We start from the raw sequence: 16,469 nt of genomic DNA, 5'->3' as shown, positions 1-16,469 counted from the left end.
GCTCAGACGGCGCGCTTTACATAAAGTGCCCACAAGGTTTGTTGACCAAGGCAAGCGAGCGGCGGTCCAACCGGCCGCTCAGGCGGGTCAGCATCAATGCTACCAACACTACTACTGCGCCAATCCACGGAGTATGCAGCAGCCCCATATCAGCAACCACCAGACCACCGCCCCAAGAGCCCAAGGCAATCCCCACATTAAAGGCAGCAATATTCAAACCCGAGGCTACATCCACCGCTTTGGGCGCATAACGTACGGCCAGTTTTACCACATAGACCTGCAGACCGGGAACGTTGCCAAAGGCGAAGGCGCCCCACACCAAGATGGTGGCGACTGCTGCAACGGGGTGCGGCGCACTCACGCTGAACAGCAGTAGGATTGCAGCCAGGCCTGCAAAGATAACCGTCAGCGCAGTCACCGGGCCATGCCGGTCAGCCAGCTTGCCACCCCAGATATTTCCCACTGCCACCGATGCGCCGTAGACCAGCATGATTAAGCCGGTGACCGAGGCCTGAAAGCCGGTGATTTGTTCAAGGATTGGCGCCAAAAAGGTAAAGGCTGTAAAGGTGCCGCCGTAGCCTAGTGCGGTAATGGCAAACACCAGCAATAGCCGGGGTTGCGCCAGCACGCTTAGCTGCTCAGACAACTTACTCGGCGCAGGTTGCTGCAGTTTGGCTGGGATCAGCAGTGCGCTACCAAGTAGTGCCAGCAGGCCGAGGATGGCCACAATCAAAAACGTCGACTGCCAGCCCAATAGTTGACCGATATAGGTACCCAAAGGCACGCCGGTCACCAATGACACGGTCAGGCCGGTAAACATCAGAGCAATGGCGCTGGCGGCTTTATCTTTGGCGACCAAGCCAGTGGCGATGGTCGAACCGATGGAGAAGAACACCCCATGGGCCAAACCGGTTAGCACGCGGGCGCTAATCAAGGTGGCGTAGTTGGGCGCTTGCCAGGCCATCAGGTTGCCTAAGACAAACAGCGACATCACGGCCAAGAGTAGGTGCTTGCGTGGCCAGCGGCCAGTGAGTGCGGTCAGTACCGGCGCACCGATGGCCACGCCTAAGGCGTAAAGGCTGACCAGCAGACCGGCCGAGGGCAGGGAGACCGCTAGATCCGCGGCCATGGTGGGCAGCAGACCTACAATCACAAATTCTGTAGTACCAATAGCAAAGGCACTTAAGGTTAGAGCTAGTAGTGCAATGGGCATAATCTTATCTCGCTAATTAAGTGCGTCAGCAATCGGCTGGCGCGTTCAGTGGCGAGGATTATTGCGGTATCGGTTGTTGCGAAAAACACAGCTTTTAGCAAATGACTTTTGCAGATAAGACAAAAGCCCGGCATGTCTTCATCAGAGAGAGTCTTTATCAGAGAGTGTCTTCGCCAGTGAGTGAGGCCCGTCGCAACGTGTCGCTAACCGCCGCGCTAGAGTGGAGAGATTGTTCGATAGGTTTAGGGAAGCTGACTATGCCAGTTACGTTGCTATGTGGAGATATCACGCAGGCCAAGGTCGATGCCATCGTCAACGCGGCAAACACCCGTATGTTGGGTGGCGGCGGGGTTGATGGCGCGATCCATCGCGCGGCGGGGCCAGACTTGCTGGCGGCATGTTACGCCGTGCCCGAGGTGGAGGGCGTGCGCTGTCCGGTCGGGCAGGCGCGGATCACCGCGGCAGGTAACCTACCTGCCCGCTATGTCATCCACACCGTTGGACCGCGCTATGAGTTTGATGACGACCCGCCAGCCCTGCTTGCCAGTGCTTATCGCACCAGTTTTGAGCTTGCCTTAACCAATGACTGCCGGTCGATTGCGTTTCCGGCTATCTCATGTGGGGTCTATGGCTATCCTATGGCGCAGGCCGCCAAGATTGCGCTCTCGGTCGCGTTAGCAGCTCCCCATCAGCCTTTGGATGTGTATTTTTACCTGTTTCAGCCAGACGTTCTGGCTGTATGGCAGCAGTGCCTACGCGAGTTACAGGGGGAGTAGCGAGTGATTTTGAGTTCTTGCTAATAACATGGCGAGAAAAAAGCTTAGTAAAAACTATTTTGTTAATAATGGATTGTTTTTCTTTCTAATTCATGACCATATAACTGGCTGTATTGTTTAGTTTGCTTTTTTGGTTTTGTGATGGAGATTTGATTTTCTTGTGCTGCACAAAAAAGCATCTAATATGGGCAAACGTTTACTAGATTATTAGCTCTAAACGGCGTGTTTACTGCGCTGGAGCGCAGTTTTTAAAACCAAGGATGGAAGATTCAATGCGTTTGTCTGTATTTACCTTGGGGGTGCTGTTAGCCCTCACTGCCACTGCTGCGTTAGCCTCGCCAGTGACACTGATGTCGGAATACAACCTCATCGTCTTTAACGACCTCAACAGCAACAGCGAAGTTGAAGGCAAGACTCTAGTGATGGGCGACCTCAACGGGCCGGCGTCCAACTACGCAACACAGTTAGACCCTGCCAGCAGCGGCGAGCTTGGCTTAATCGTTGGTGGCGATATCAATGCCCAGAACATCAACGTAAACCAAGGCTACAGCGTGGCCTTGGGCGGCGTGGCGAATGGCAATGTCAACCTGAACGGCGGCGGCAGCTTACAGCGTGATCTGACTGACTTCGATTTCGACGATATTCAGCAGCAACTCAGTGACTTCTCGGTTTCGCTTAGCGAGCTGGAAAGTAACTCCAATCTTATCGCTCCCACAGTTTGCTGTGGCCCTGCGAGCCTGCAAATCGGCGCCGACGACATCGCGGTGTTTAACATCGATGGTGAGTCGCTGTTTTCTAACAACTTTATTCAGCAGTTTGATGTGGACTTTGGCGGCTTCGACCCGGCGGCCATTGTGATTAATGTCGCCGGTACTGACATCAGCGATGCTGCATTGGCGGGGAATGCTGTTGGACAAATACTTAATGACAATGTGCGAGAGCGTATTGTTTGGAACTTCTTTGAGGCTGAGACTATCTCGCTGAACAAGCAGCTTAACGGCAGCCTGCTTGCCCCCAATGCCCATCTGACAAACCGTACACCGATTGAAGGCACTGTGGTGGTATCGAGCTTTGATCAAAACGGTGAAGTGCACTTGCCAAGCTTTGACGGCGAGGTGCCATTTACCCCTCTCAGTGAACCGGGAACGGGCAGCGTATTGTTGTTCGCAGGGCTTATCCTACTGGCTCGCCGCGTGTGGCGTAGCCCGTGGATAACGCCGCTGGGCAGCCGCTCTCAGCCGAGCTTTGCCTAGTCGCTGCTTAGGATTTTGCCTGAAAACTCTCAGTTGATTCAGAGGCAAAGTGGGTCTGATAGAATTCGAGGGCTTTTGAGAAGGTGGTATCCCGGAGCGGTTTTACCAGAACGTAGTCGGCGCCAGCGCGCAGGAAGGCTTGCTGGGTCTCCTCAAAGGCGTCGGCGGTGCAGGCGAAGATCGGCGTAGTGAGCTTGAGCTCTTGACGGATCTTTGAGGTGGTATCGATACCGCTCAGCCCAGGCATTTGATTGTCCATTAAGATTAGGTCGTAGTGCTTGCTTTGTAGGCGCTCCAGCGCTTGTAGGCCATCTTCCACCCAATCAACCCGGCAGCCACGCTTTTTGCACAGCGCCTTGATGACCATGGCGTTGGTGCGATTGTCCTCTACCAACAGTACGTCGAGAATCATCTCCACCGAGGCGCTCGCCTTCGCCTCTTGCTCAACCACATCCAATGCGGGCAACACGGTAACCGGGATCGCCACGCTAAACTTGCTGCCTCGGCCCTCGCGGCTATCCGCCTGGATTTCACCGCCCATCGCTTTGGTGATGTTGCTAACAATCGACAGCCCCAAGCCGCTGCCGCCGTAGCGGCGGGTAGTGTCATCCTCCGCTTGCACAAAGGGCTCGAAAATCCGCTTCAGCGCTTCTTCGGAGATGCCGATGCCGCTATCGGCCACCTCGATGTGCAGGGTGTTTTCTCCCTCACCGCTGGATGCCAGCGATAACGATAATCGAACGAAGCCTTGATGGGTGAACTTGACCGCATTGCCAATCAAGTTGAACAAGATTTGGTTGAGTTTGGCGCGGTCGGCCAGTATGCGGGGGTAACGAGTGAAGCTCTGTGTCAGTTGAAACTCAACATGGTTTTGCTGGCACAGTGGGCGATACATCCCGCTCAGGTGACTGACCAGCTCTTCCAACTCAAAAGGTTCTGGGTCTAGCTTGATCTTGCCCTGCTCGATGGCAGAGAAATCCAGTACATCGTTGAGTACCGCCAGCAGGTGCTCGCCGCTTTGGTAGATAACGTCGACCTTCTGTTTATTATCGTCTTGTTCGGTTTGGTCTTTAAGCAGCTGCGCCATGCCGAGAATACCGTTCAGTGGGGTGCGGATCTCGTGGCTGATCTTCGCCAAAAAGTTGCTTTTCGCTTGGGCAGAAGCTTCTGCTTGCTCGCGGGCTTGGCGGCTGTAGTGCTCAGCCTCAATCATTGAGGTGACATCCTGACATTGGCCGAAGATCTGAATCACTTTGCCTTCGATGACCAGCGGTGACAGATTCCAACGGAAGGTGCGGCCACCAAAAGGACGATTCAGGTCGTTCAGGGCTTTGCCCTCAAGCGCTTTTAGCAGGTCTTTCTCAAGGTGGGCATTGAAGGCGCGGTAGTTGCTGTCGGCCTGTTGATTATTCAGGAAGAAGCGCTGACCGGCCGGGTTGATTCGTTCGATATTTAGCAGCTGATTCCATACCACGATGGGAGATTGTGACGAGTAGAACAGTGCCAGCAGCGATTGCTCCTTCTCAAAAGCTTCGCCAAGGGTGCGCTGCAGGGTTTTTCCAAACAGATCGAACTCTTTGATGGACGAGCCCGCAAAGTCTACCGGTTCGCCGGTGGCGGCGGCCTGGCTGAACTCTACCAGTTGATTGAGTGAGCGAGATACCTGGCGTTGGATCAGCAAGTGACTGACCACTACCAGTACCAACAGCATCACCAAGGAGAACAGGCCACTGGCTAATAAGCTCTGTTTTAACTCCTGAATGGCACTGTCTTGAGTTAAGGCGATGACACTTAAATTGTAATCTTGGGCGCTGCCGTTGCGGTTCACTTGCAAACGCGACTCACTGATCAGGTAGCCATCGAGCTGCAGCTTGTCGCCACGACTTACCTGTTCCAGCAATGCCGTCAGGCGAGGGTCACTGTCTGAAAGGTTGCTGATGATCAGTGATTCATCGTCCATCAACAGCAGGGCTGAGCTGCCACTGCGCTGGAGTAGAATGTCTAAGAGCGCATTGTCGTAATGCAGCAGAACCCCAATAAACAGCTCACCCAGTGCCTTGCCGTCGCTGGCACTGATCACCGGGTTTTTACGCAGCAATACCCGCTGCGGTTGGCTGTCACTGCCAATGTTGCTGCCATACCAAAAACCGCTGCGACCAAGGCGCTGGATTTGCTGCTCTAGCGCGTCCATGGAGATCCCAAAGAAGGGGCTATTGCCATCTTCCCACAGCAATTCGCCGTCTTTGGCGATAAAGGCGAAATCACTCCCCACGCCTTGATGCTTGCGCTCAAGCTCCAGCACCCAATCGTCGAGGGCTTGCTGGGTTGGATTGTTCTGCAGAATCGATTGCAGTTCAGCCGAGCTGGAGTAGGTATCTTGGCGGTATTGAATCGATTGCAGGTAGGTATCGAGTACGTTTTGCAGCAGGTTGGTGGTTTGGGTGATATTGCGCTCACGTTCGCGCTCGACATAGTCGACACTTAGCCGGTAGCTTTGGCCGATAACGGCAACCGTGAGCAGGATAAATCCAAGGATGACCGTCCGGCTAATTAAGCTAGCCAGACTCTGTCGTTTGTTGATTGAGGCAGGGGAAGACCGCTCAGTCATGCTGCTTGTTGGAGTACCTGAATGCGTAGCGTTTGAGTTGCTCAATCTTCTCTGGATCGTCGTGTTTGCTAACAATCTCAAATTCTCCGGAATAGACGGTAGGTGATGACAGTCCCAGCACATCTCGCTTGATCGCTTCTGCCATGGCGATGCCGGTGTCATCATTCATACGCATGACCGTGACGTCTAGCTCGCCGTTTGCCAGCGCTTCCAGCTCTGCACTGCCGCCGCCCCAGCCATTTAACATGATATCTTGCTTGCCGTGGGCTTTAAGGGCATCGGCTGCGCCGAGGGCAATATCGGTGGCGCAGGCATAGATAAAGTCGATGGGCTTGTCTTCGTTGAGCATTGCCTCGACGGCTTTGCGGCCACTTTCACGATCGGCGGTGGTGTAGTAAGAGCTTTGCAGTTGATACTGCTCGGGCATGGCGGCGATAAAGGTGTCGCCACGTGCCTGACTGATGTAACCCGGCGAGAAGTAGAGCATGGCGTAGTTAGCGCTCTCGGGGAACTGCTGTTGGTAATACCAAGCCAAGGTGCGGCTGCCAGTGGGGTGGTCAAAGCCCACATAGAGGAAGGGCTGGTTATCGTCCCACGCTTTTACTGGGGTGGTGATGTTCTGCAGGATCAGCTTGATGTCAGATTGATTGAGAACATGGCTGATGAACTTGCTGTGGCGATTGGTATCGAGGGTGAAGATCAGATAATCGGGCTGGCTACTCAGCGCATCGTGCAGCGACTTGCTTTGTTCCCGGTGGTCTTGATTGGGGCGGGTAAACACGCTGGTGAGCTGGTAGGCGATGCCCAGCTCTTGCATACGCAGCTCGAAGGCGGTGATATTGCGCCGCCAATAATCGGATACCTGCTCGCCCGGGTAGATGACTGAGATTTTAACGGGCTCTGGGTTGGGGGCGTCGATGGGAACCGGTTCGCCCCTTACCGCCATGGTTAGGCGTTGCACCAAACTACGCTGCTCTGGATAGAGCTCAAGATACTGCTGGTACTCCCAAAATTGCTGCAAGCTGTCTGCTTTTGCTGGGAGGGTGAACAGGGATACCGCTAGCCCCAAGATTAGCCAAAGACTCTTTTGCATTATTATCATCCGTAAAGTAACAAATATCTCAACAAGCGCTCAGGCTGAGTATAGTGGCGCTGAATTAAAAGGGTTAACTAGTTCATTGATTACTTGGAGTGTAGTAATAAATGCCAAGATCTAAAGCTTAACGATAAAAAGTAATTATATTCAGTATCTTATAGTTTTTCATCAGCGCTATCTAAGAGTGTGTAATGGGAATGAAGATGGCTAACACTTTGGTCGAGTGATGGCCTTCTTAAACATATCAACGTTCTCTTTATTTAATTACAAAGAGATCAGTTAATCTGGTGGTGTCCCAATATTACCGTCACATGATTGATAAACAGTTCGCGTAGTAGCGGGATCTTGCCGAGGGCGTTGACGCCTTTGATGCAATCGTAGCGCTTAAAATGGATATGCATCTGGTTTTCGCGAATGATCGACTCGAACTTGCGAATGCTCATCTTGTTTAAACCTGATTCCACCTCCTCATAGTGCTTGGCGCCGTCATCACGAAAGTGGCTCCGCACGTTCATCACGGCTTTTTCTGAGAACAGCAGATTGAGCCATGGCAGCTTGCAGAAAAAATGCATATGACTGCCATAGGGGGAATACCAAGGCGGACCGAAGGTCAGCAGCACCAAACCCTTGGGCTTGCTTAGCTCGCGCATCTGCTCCAACACGTGGCAGGGTTCGTGGAAGTGCTCAAAGCTGTTTTGTGAGATCACCACATCGAACCGGCCATCCATCTGCGGGGTGAGTTGGTCGGTGAATGACAACTGATCGGCGCTTACCCGATACTCGCGCGCATTCCCTCGCGCTCTTATTAGAGTTTTGGGATTGATGTCTACACCGAGCACTTGACAGTTAAGCAGCTTTGCCAGTGCGATACTTTGCAAACCCTGGCCACAACCAAAATCGAGGATCCGCTTGTTTGACACGATACGCTCAAAGTTGGGGTAGACCCTTTGTAAGGTCGACAATGCCTCGCTGATGGAATGTGGGGAGTCGGCGCTAACCAAGTCTGGCGCATCCGGTGAGCGTGATAACGATAACAGTAGTTTTTCTTCCAGAAACATCGTAGGCCTCCAGCAAGCTAAGTGATCTGGCACGTTGCTGCTGGTGCCTGTTGTGTGCTGTAAAACATCAATTTGTTTACTTGCTAGATGCTCAAAGCGAAGTGCGTGTCGCGGCTCGCCTAACGTTATAAGCAAGTAGTGAGTCTATTCTCAGTAACGCAATGGCTATGCCAGATTTAGTAACTGACCACTTAACAAGGAGCTAGCGGAGGTGGGATTTTACAATTCTGTAACATTGTAAATATTACTGACACGTTAGTTGTTATAGCTGAGGTACTAATGGAGTTGCTCCCGATATTGACCGGGTGATATCCCTTTCCAGCCGCTGTAGGCGCGAATAAAGGAATTGGACTCTTTAAAGCCCAGCAGGAAGGAAATCTCGCCCAGCGACATATCTGACTTCTCTAAGTAGTGATTAGCCAGCTCCAGCCGCAGGCTTTGCAGCAGCTCTTGGTAGTTGAGCTGTTCATCGGCCAGCTTGCGTTGCAGGGTGCGTTTGCTCATCGCCAGCTTCTCTGCCACCGCCTCTATGTTACTTTCGCCGCTGGGAAGTAACTCCAGCAATACCGCTTTGACCCGAGCGCTGATGGGGGCACTGCCATCGATGTCCTGCAGGCGTTGTTGCAGCTTGGCTTCGAAAAACTCCCACATGTCGTTGTTGGAGGTGAGAAAAGGGCGATAGGCATCTTCCAAACTAAACGCCATGCGGATGTCATCGCCCTGATTCAGGCGACAGCCAAAGTAGGCTTCATAGTGCTCGCGGTTGTCCGGTAATACCGGGAGCTCCAGTAGTAGCGGTTTGATCTGCTCGCGGGTGGCCAGTCGGGCCAGCTGGGTTAAGAACACCTGCTCGCCCACAGCCAGGGCCTCTGGCAGCGGGGCGGTGTTGCCATAGCAGCGTAACACGAGTTCCAGGCGATGCTTGCGCTCTTGGATATGTAGCTCTAAGGGGCCAATCAGCGGCTTGTAGTGCGCTAGCCGCTGCAGGGCCTGCTTGAGGTTATCGCTGCAAAGACTGGCGAAGATCGGCGGGTCGAAGGCCTCCACCGACATGTACTTAGTAAATTCCAGTGCCAGCTGGCGGTCTTCTCCCAGTGCTTGATCCAAGGCGATCCACAGCCGAAAGTATTCATCCGGACTTAGGGTGGCTTTCTCCCGGCGAAACAAGTCCGCTGGGAGGTTGGCAAGCCGCAGCACGGTGTGGGTTTCGACTCCTAGGTCTTTGAAGTGCACCGCCCAGTTGGGGGAGACGGCAAAGCGGCTGGCTCGTTTCATTGGTTCTGTCCTCGATGGCCTGTTTAGGCTTTTTCCATAAACTGACGTGACATCTTAAGTACGGTCTTGCGCGGTAGAAATGGGATCACCCAGTTCAACATGAACTTCAGGCCACCCTCATTAAAGGCAACCAGCTGGCCTTTTTCCATGGCTTGATAGCCGCACTTGGCTACCGACTCGGCTGATTTCGCCTTATCCCATACTGCCACACCATCGAGGTTGCCGGCTTCAACAAAGCCGGTTTTGACCGCACCCGGGCACAGTGCCGTGACGGTGACACCAAACTCTGCCACTTCTTCTGCCAGTGCTTGAGAGAACGAGGTGACAAAGGCTTTGGTGGCATAGTAAGTCGCTTGCAGCGGGCCGGGCATAAAAGATGCAGTTGACGACACATTGAGGATGCGCCCGGAGCGGCGGGCAATCATGCCGGGAAGCAACAAATGCGTCAGCTCACTGAGTGCCACCATGTTCACCTGCATCATGTTGCGGTCCTCTTTCCAGTTGCGCTGATGAAACAGGCCATGTCCGCCGAAGCCAGCGTTGTTGATAAGTGTGCCTACCTCCAGGTTAAGCTGCTTAAGTTGATTGGCGATGCTCTCAGCAGCATTCGGCTGAGTGAGGTCTTGGGCAAGCACAGTGACCTTGACCTTGTGTTGTGCTTCCAACTCCTGTTGCAGTTGCTCCAGTTTCGCTTCGTTACGCGCCACCAGTACCAGATCGCCACCGCGTTGCGCATGCTGCCGTGCCAGTTCCAGACCGATACCGCCAGATGCGCCAGTGACCAATGCCAAGTTTGAGTTTGCCATGTGTTTGCCCTTTCCTATTTTGTGTTCAGTGTTGTGTTAAGCGTTGTATGCAGTATTGCTTTACGTGTTGAGCAAATAGTAGCCCGGTAAATCACGCCACACACTAGCGGATGGTGACAGCTAACTAGCAAATGGTGACAGCTTCTCCCTTTGCTAAAGTTAAGTTTATGCTGGGGTGTGGCATGCGCTGTCGGAACAGACAAAGGAGTGTTGAAGGTGCGAATGGGGTGGCTTAAAAGGCTAAGCTGGAGTCTGGCGCTGATGATGGGTTACTTACCCGCAATGGCGGAGCCTTTGGTTATGCTGACCCATTACCTTAAACCCTTTAGCTATCAGGAACATGGTCGGCGCCAAGGGCTGGCGGTCGAGCAGGTAGAAGCCTTGGTAGAACGTATGGGCGTAGCGGTGGAGTACCGAGTGGTGCCGTTCGCCCGGGGATTGCGAATGGTGCAGACCCAGTCAAACACCGCCCTGTTTATTGTGGCCCGGCGACCGGAACGTGAGGACACCGTGAAGTGGGTGGGGCCGCTGATCTCCAGCGGCGTCTATTTCTATCAAAGACGCGGGCGCGACCTTAAGCTAGCCAGTCTTGAGCAGCTGCGCGAGCAATCACTCAGTATCGGTGTGCAAATCGGCAACGCCGATCATCACTTTCTGCTTGAGCAGGGCTTTAGCGATCTGCATTTATCCAATAATCAGCGCCAATGCATGGAGATGCTCTATCGTGGTCGTATCGATTTGGCACCGATCAGTGAACATGTGATTGGCGCGATGGCTGAGGATGCCGGTATCTCTGAGACGGAATTTGAGAACACCGGCTTAAAGCTCTACCAACTGGATGTGTATACCCGAACTACCTCAAGATGCAGGATTCAGAGGAACTCAATGCCCATAGAACGAGGCGAAAGCACGTAGGAATGGTATCCCCTTTCAAGTGCTTTCAACGATGAGCTATGGGCATTGAGATCCTCCCAAAGGGCGAGTTTTCCAAGACCTCATACTGCGTTACTGTTCCTTGATTTAGACCGTTAAACCTGCGGCACAGTGCCTTGCCTGAGGGCTTGGAAAATCTCGCTGAACAAGCATCTTGAGGTAGTTCGGGTATACTTCGCCTTCTCAAAAGATGTGCCTGATCAGCAGATCGCTGCTTGGCAGGCTGCACTCGATCAGCTCAACGCGAGCCAGCAGCGCTACCAAGATTTAATGAATTAGAGACTGCCTGTGCCGAAGCTTCAAACGCTGGCACCGAGTTGCTGGGTCTTAAGCAGCCAGCGCTCAATGGTTTGTGGCTTGGCAGTTTTGACTGAGCCAAACTGCCAGACTTTACGGGTTTTTACCCCACAAAAGCCCAGCACCTGATTGGTGAGTACGCGCCGTCCGGGGCGACGATACAGCAGTCGATCCAACAGCGGTGGGGTGTCTGAGGTGATAATCACATCGGCCTTGCGACCGCTCAGTAGCTTGTCCCAGCCCAAACCTTTGCCATGGTATTTAAAGCCGACGCCCGGCAGTAAGGCTCTATCTAACACTGCCTTCGCCTGCGCCGGCATCGACCCCCACCAGTAAGGGTGGATCACCATAATGTGCTCGGCCCACTGCAGGTTCTCTTGCCACTGGCGAAGATCGGCCTCCAGCTCTGTAGGTGTATCGGCGTAGTCGCCGCTTTGATTGGCGTCGAACTGCATTTCGCATAGGTCCATGCGCCGGATCTCTTCTCCTTTTTGTTCTGCGCCTTGTTGATAGGCATCGGCCATGGCTTCACATAAAGATCCCTTCCTTGGGTGGGCGACCCAGATAAAGATGCGTTTGCTCATTGTGCTGCTCCTGTTACTTGGTTCTGGTTGCGAATCAGTTCGCGCTTGTGTGAGTGCTTTAGTCGGTGCGACTTCGCGGCTGTTGCTCGGTTTGTGCCAGCAACTGTTGTTACAAATGTGAGTGATGCTCACATATTGAAAGTGAGTATTGCTCACATTTTTGGTCTGTGCAACAATTAAACAAAAATAAATAAGGATTCCCGTGCAATTCGATTTCACTCCGGTTGAACCCCGCAAGCAGCCTGTGCAGGCAAGGAGCCGTCAACGCTTTGAGCGAATACTGTTGGAGTCACAGCAGCTTATCGTGAGCAAAGGCAGCGACGCGGTCACCATGAAAGACATTGCCCAGGCGTCGGAGATATCCATCGCCTCGCTGTATCAGTACTTCCCTGACAAGGCGTCGGTGATTGCCACCTTGGCCGGGCGTCACTTTGAAGGTGGGCAGCAGTGTGTGCAGGGCGCCTTTGCCGATGTCACTCAGCCCAAACAGCTGCAAGATGCCCTGGAATACATGCTCGAGAGCTACTACCAAGCCTTTCGTGAAGAGCCCGCGACCTATGCGGTGTGGCAAGCCACCCAATCGGATGTGCGTTTACAAGCCTTAGATAGAGAGGATATGCAGCGCCACTGCCAAACCATCGAACAGTGCTTGCTGCGGGTGCTGCCGACACTGGCGCCAAGCTTGGGGGCGCAGTTAGCGATGCTGTATGCCAGCAGCGTTGCTACCGCCGTGCGACAAGCGGTGATGATGGAGCCTGAAGCGGCGCGCTGCCTATTGGATGCGTGCAAGTTGCATTTATTGCAACCCAGCTTAGCCAGTGTCTTGCAATCGTTGGATCAGAGCGAATAGATGCGATCTTGAGAACGGAAAGCGAGCGAGGAGCGGAGCCAATCGGCTCCGCACTAACTACTACCAGCCTATCGAGACTAGCCTATCGGGGCTGAATGGCTATCCAACTTTGAGCGGCGGCTAACTGCTTCTGAGCTGAGCAAGTGTTCTAACTGCTCGATGCTCTTGCCCTTGGTTTCTGGCAACAGTCGATGGGTAAACAACAAGCCAATCAAGCCGATACCGGCGTACATCATAAAGGTGTCCGCTGCGCCAAAGCGCGCTAGCTGCCAGGGGAAGAACTGTTGTACCAGGTAGCTGGAGATACTGGTGATCAAGGCAAAGAAGGGCACCGCTGCACTGCGTAGGCTGTTGGGGAAGATCTCGGAGAACAGCACCCACATAATCGGTCCCAAGGAGATATGGAACGCGGCAATAAACCCGAGGATCCCAATCAATACCATCACCGGGTTGATGGATATGGCCGATTCAATAATGTGACCAACGTTGAGGCGCAGCTCGTCGGCCGGGTAGTGCTGTGCCAAGAAGTCCTTAAACTCGGTATCTGAGCTAAAACGACGCCCCATGTTGTCTTCCAGCGGGCTAACGTCAATCTGTTGCTCCAGCTCAACGATAGTTGCCGGGCTGATTTCATAGTGTGCCTTGTTAAAGGCAAACCAGCACAAGCCATGGCTGAAGATGGCGGCGATAAGCCCGGCAATCATCAGGGGGCGACGACCTACTCGGTCGATCAGCAGCAATGCGAAAATGGTGAACACCAAGCCGGTTAAGCCAATGTACAGCGCTTGCTGGAAGGATGCATTTACCCCAAATCCAATCTGTTCAAACACCGTGGGGGCATAGAACAAGATGGCGTTCATCCCGGTGGCGCCCTGAACGACCGCCACGGTTAGCCCCAGTGCCATCACACGGCGCATTTTCGGGGTAAACAACTGGATAACCTGCTGCTTGAACGGCAGATCGCTATCTCCGCTCAGGTTGCTGCGAATTTCGTTAAAGACCGACAGGGCCTGAGCCTTGTCTTTGTAAAGCAGATTCAGCACGCGCTGAGCACGCTGATGTTTCCCCTTCATCACCAGCCAGCGAGGGGATTCTGGTACGCCTAAGAGCATCACCGCCCATGCGACTGCAGGAATCAGCTCAGAGCCCAACATGATCCGCCAGATAGTGCTGCTGTTTAGCCAAGGCGACGCCTCGCTTGCGTTGAGCACCAGATAGTAGTTAATGAAGTAAGCAGCAGACAGGCCGATCACAATGTTTAGTTGGTTGCATGACACCAGCTTGCCACGAAGATGGGCAGGTGCCACTTCACCAATGTACATCGAGGCTAGCGACAGCGAGCAAAACGCCAGCCCACCAAGCATACGCGCTAAGGTTAGGCTCCAGAATCCGGTCGCCAGCGCAGAGCCAGTGGCCGATATCACATACAACACCGCGATGGCCAGCAAGGTGTTTTTACGCCCCCAGCTATCGGCAACCTTACCGGCAAAGAACAGTGCCAGAATCGCCCCCAGGCTAGGAGCGCCGACTACGGTACCTATCTCGATATCGCTCAGTGAAAACTCAGAGGCAATGTAGCGCACCGTTCCAGAGATAATCGCAGCATCTAGTCCAAAAACGAAGCCGCCCAGCGCAACGATGAGTGCGTAACGATAGGCACTACTATAGCTTTGCGTCATCTTTAATCCTTAGTTCGTCAGTAATTGCTGCCGATACTATACGGAAATCCAAAGATTGGTAAACCAATGTAGATTAAAGGTTTGCCAATGTGATCTATGCCGCAGAAAATGCGCTGTTTTGAGCTGATTTGCAGGTAATTCTGCGTGCGATTTTTGTAACAATCGTGACTAAGTCATTGCAGTATTATTTATGAAAGTTACTTACTTATTACTTTGATAATTAATATTGATGTCAGTAATGGCGGGGCTTGGTTAAAAAGCGACTGGTTTAACCAGTTGAATAATTGTGTAAATTTTCTTCATTATTTGACTGAAAAAGCAGCAAAAATAACTGTTTAGATCAAAGAAGCAGAAATAGTCGGCAATAGCTGAAAACTAAGACTTGAATCACGTAATTTTCTTGTCACTATATGCGCATTGGTGCGTGATGCGATGTGTGTTTGGCTAAGAGGACGAGTTGTTATGTCTAATTCTTGTGTGTTGGTGGTTAACTCAGGAAGTTCATCCCTGAAGTTTGCCGTGATTGATTCAGTTTCTGGTGAGGCCCTGTTCAGTGGTTTGGGTGAGCGTTTTGGTTCGCCACAAGCGTGTATTTCTTGGAAAGTGAACGGTAACAAAACTGAAGAATCGTTGGCAGAAGGTAACCACCATCAACTGGCAATTCAGCGAATTGTTGGATTGGTTGATGAGTTAGGCTTCAACGAGAGTATCGTCGCAGTCGGTCACCGTGTGGTTCACGGTGGTGAGCGCTTCACCTCGAGCACCCGCATCGACGACGATGTGCTGGCCGAGATTGAAAAGCTGGCGGATCTGGCACCGCTGCACAACCCAGCAGGCGCTAAAGGTATTCGCGCGGCAATCGAGGCCTTCCCAAGCCTGCCTCAGTTTGCCGTATTCGACACCGCGTTCCACCAAACCATGCCAAAGAAAGCCTTCACCGGCGGCATTGATAACAGCCTGTACAAAGAGTACGGCATTCGCCGCTACGGCTTCCACGGTACCAGCCACTTCTATGTGAGCCGCGCCGCCGCGCAAATGATCGATAAGCCAATCGACCAAGCCAGCTTTATCTCTGTTCACCTTGGCAACGGCGCATCAGTATGTGCGGTTAAAGATGGCCAGAGCGTAGACACCTCAATGGGCTTCACTCCGCTGGCGGGCCTTATGATGGGCACCCGCAGTGGCGACTTGGACCCTGGTGTTATCGAGTTCCTGCTGAAGAAAGGCTGGAGCCAAGACAAGATCTTCGACACCCTGAACAAGAAGTCTGGCTTCTTGGGTGTATCCGGCGTAACCAGCGATGCTCGCGGCATTCTGGAAGCGATGGAGCAGGGCCACGAAGGTGCAACCTTGGCCTTCCAGGTATTCACCTACCGCGTAGCGAAATACATCGCCTCTTACATGGTGTCGCTGGACCAGCTTGATGGCATCATCTTCACCGGTGGTATCGGTGAGAACTCGCTGCCGATCCGCCGTGAAATCATCAACTACCTGAAGATCTTCGGTTACAAAGAAGACGCTGCAGCCAACGAGAAAGCGCGTTTGGGCGAAGAAGGTGTGATTACCACTGAAGACTCTCCAGTAATTATGGTTATCCCAACCAACGAAGAGCTGGTGATTGCTCAGGACTGCGTACGCTTGCTGTAAGCTCGCCGCCTTTCTGTCGTTCTTAAGTAAAAAACTTAGCAAAAGGCCTCCATTGTGGAGGCCTTTTTTATTTTCGGCCCTAAACCACCTACTTCAGTAGGTGGTTATCATCCGGTGAGGCTTTGCCTGAAGACCCGCTCATGCTAAATGCGCCTTTGATTTTTAGCGAAGTCAAAAGGACAAATAACATGAGCAGATACAAGCAAGCATCACACGTATTTTGGCGGTGTCAATATCACATAGTTTGGACGCCCAAGTACCGATTTAGGATATTGAGAAATAATGTAGGGAAAGAAGTCTATCGGTGTATTCAAGTTTACTGTGCTCAGTTGGGATGTGAGGTCGTCGAGCTCAGCGTCCAAAGTGACCACGTACACTTGATTGTAAAGGTTCC

At 52.8% G+C, this 16,469-nt stretch carries 14 protein-coding genes; 6 read left to right on the top strand and 8 right to left on the bottom strand.

From position 1 onward, the window contains the following. Nucleotides 1-16 precede the first annotated feature (16 nt). Entirely contained in the window at nt 17-1,213 is a 1,197-nt protein-coding gene (locus G461_RS0103225; RefSeq protein ID WP_026970752.1) for an MFS transporter, read from the bottom strand. Nucleotides 1,214-1,470: 257 nt separating this feature from the next. Between G461_RS0103225 and G461_RS0103220 the strand changes: the two genes are divergently transcribed. Together G461_RS0103220 and G461_RS0103215 are read left to right on the top strand one after the other, a co-directional pair. After that, nucleotides 1,471-1,989, top strand: a complete 519-nt coding sequence (locus G461_RS0103220; RefSeq protein WP_035479188.1) for an O-acetyl-ADP-ribose deacetylase — start codon at nt 1,471-1,473, stop codon at nt 1,987-1,989. Between the two features lie 272 nt (nt 1,990-2,261). Beyond that, complete coding sequence (locus tag G461_RS0103215) at nt 2,262-3,242, top strand: choice-of-anchor A family protein (protein WP_026970750.1); 981 nt, start codon at nt 2,262-2,264, stop codon at nt 3,240-3,242. Nucleotides 3,243-3,249: 7 nt separating this feature from the next. Here the strand turns inward: G461_RS0103215 and G461_RS23140 are convergent, their stop codons facing one another. The 5 genes from G461_RS23140 to G461_RS0103190 all read right to left on the bottom strand — a co-directional run bounded on the left by G461_RS23140 (nt 3,250) and on the right by G461_RS0103190 (nt 10,085). After that, nucleotides 3,250-5,850 carry a LuxQ periplasmic sensor domain-containing protein gene (locus G461_RS23140; protein ID WP_051333325.1) on the bottom strand — a complete coding sequence of 867 codons (2,601 nt, stop codon included), beginning with the start codon at nt 5,848-5,850 and terminating at the stop codon, nt 3,250-3,252. Beyond that, nucleotides 5,843-6,943: an autoinducer 2-binding periplasmic protein LuxP gene (locus G461_RS0103205; RefSeq protein WP_026970749.1), complete on the bottom strand. Its 1,101-nt coding sequence runs from the start codon at nt 6,941-6,943 to the stop codon at nt 5,843-5,845. The genes G461_RS23140 and G461_RS0103205 overlap by 8 nt, the downstream gene beginning before the upstream one ends. Before the next feature lie 278 nt (nt 6,944-7,221). After that, nucleotides 7,222-8,004 (bottom strand): class I SAM-dependent methyltransferase, encoded by a 783-nt coding sequence (locus G461_RS0103200; protein ID WP_026970748.1) that lies wholly within the window; start codon nt 8,002-8,004, stop codon nt 7,222-7,224. Nucleotides 8,005-8,280: 276 nt separating this feature from the next. Continuing rightward, nucleotides 8,281-9,279, bottom strand: a complete 999-nt coding sequence (locus G461_RS0103195) for a helix-turn-helix transcriptional regulator (RefSeq protein ID WP_026970747.1) — start codon at nt 9,277-9,279, stop codon at nt 8,281-8,283. 23 nt (nt 9,280-9,302) lie between these two features. After that, nucleotides 9,303-10,085, bottom strand: coding sequence for an SDR family NAD(P)-dependent oxidoreductase (locus G461_RS0103190; RefSeq protein ID WP_026970746.1), 783 nt, complete (start codon nt 10,083-10,085; stop codon nt 9,303-9,305). A 222-nt stretch (nt 10,086-10,307) separates the two neighbouring features. Here G461_RS0103190 and G461_RS25350 point away from each other — a divergent pair, with 222 nt between their 5' ends. Beyond that, the gene (locus G461_RS25350; RefSeq protein WP_051333324.1) at nt 10,308-11,000 is read left to right on the top strand and encodes a substrate-binding periplasmic protein; all 693 of its coding nucleotides are present in this window, start codon (nt 10,308-10,310) and stop codon (nt 10,998-11,000) included. A 317-nt stretch (nt 11,001-11,317) separates the two neighbouring features. Here G461_RS25350 and G461_RS0103175 read toward each other — a convergent pair whose 3' ends face one another. Next, a complete protein-coding gene (locus tag G461_RS0103175; protein ID WP_026970745.1) occupies nt 11,318-11,899 on the bottom strand; it encodes an NAD(P)H-dependent oxidoreductase in 582 nt (193 codons plus the stop codon). Nucleotides 11,900-12,101: 202 nt separating this feature from the next. On the opposite strand from G461_RS0103175, the gene G461_RS23130 reads away from it, so the two are divergent. Further along, nucleotides 12,102-12,749 (top strand): TetR/AcrR family transcriptional regulator, encoded by a 648-nt coding sequence (locus G461_RS23130; RefSeq protein WP_051333322.1) that lies wholly within the window; start codon nt 12,102-12,104, stop codon nt 12,747-12,749. Nucleotides 12,750-12,826: 77 nt separating this feature from the next. Here the strand turns inward: G461_RS23130 and G461_RS0103165 are convergent, their stop codons facing one another. Beyond that, nucleotides 12,827-14,428: an MFS transporter gene (locus G461_RS0103165; protein ID WP_026970744.1), complete on the bottom strand. Its 1,602-nt coding sequence runs from the start codon at nt 14,426-14,428 to the stop codon at nt 12,827-12,829. A gap of 462 nt (nt 14,429-14,890) precedes the next feature. Between G461_RS0103165 and G461_RS0103160 the strand changes: the two genes are divergently transcribed. Then, nucleotides 14,891-16,075 carry an acetate/propionate family kinase gene (locus G461_RS0103160; RefSeq protein ID WP_026970743.1) on the top strand — a complete coding sequence of 395 codons (1,185 nt, stop codon included), beginning with the start codon at nt 14,891-14,893 and terminating at the stop codon, nt 16,073-16,075. 188 nt (nt 16,076-16,263) lie between these two features. Next, a partial coding sequence (gene tnpA, locus G461_RS25775; RefSeq protein WP_157360220.1) for an IS200/IS605 family transposase occupies nt 16,264-16,469 on the top strand: 206 nt, incomplete at its 3' end.

The sequence above is a fragment of the Aliagarivorans marinus DSM 23064 genome, from assembly GCF_000429485.1.
GTDB classification, from domain to species: Bacteria; Pseudomonadota; Gammaproteobacteria; order Enterobacterales; family Celerinatantimonadaceae; genus Aliagarivorans; species Aliagarivorans marinus.
The sequence above is the reverse complement of the archived record's forward strand: the minus strand, read 5'-3'. Positions and strand labels throughout refer to the sequence as shown.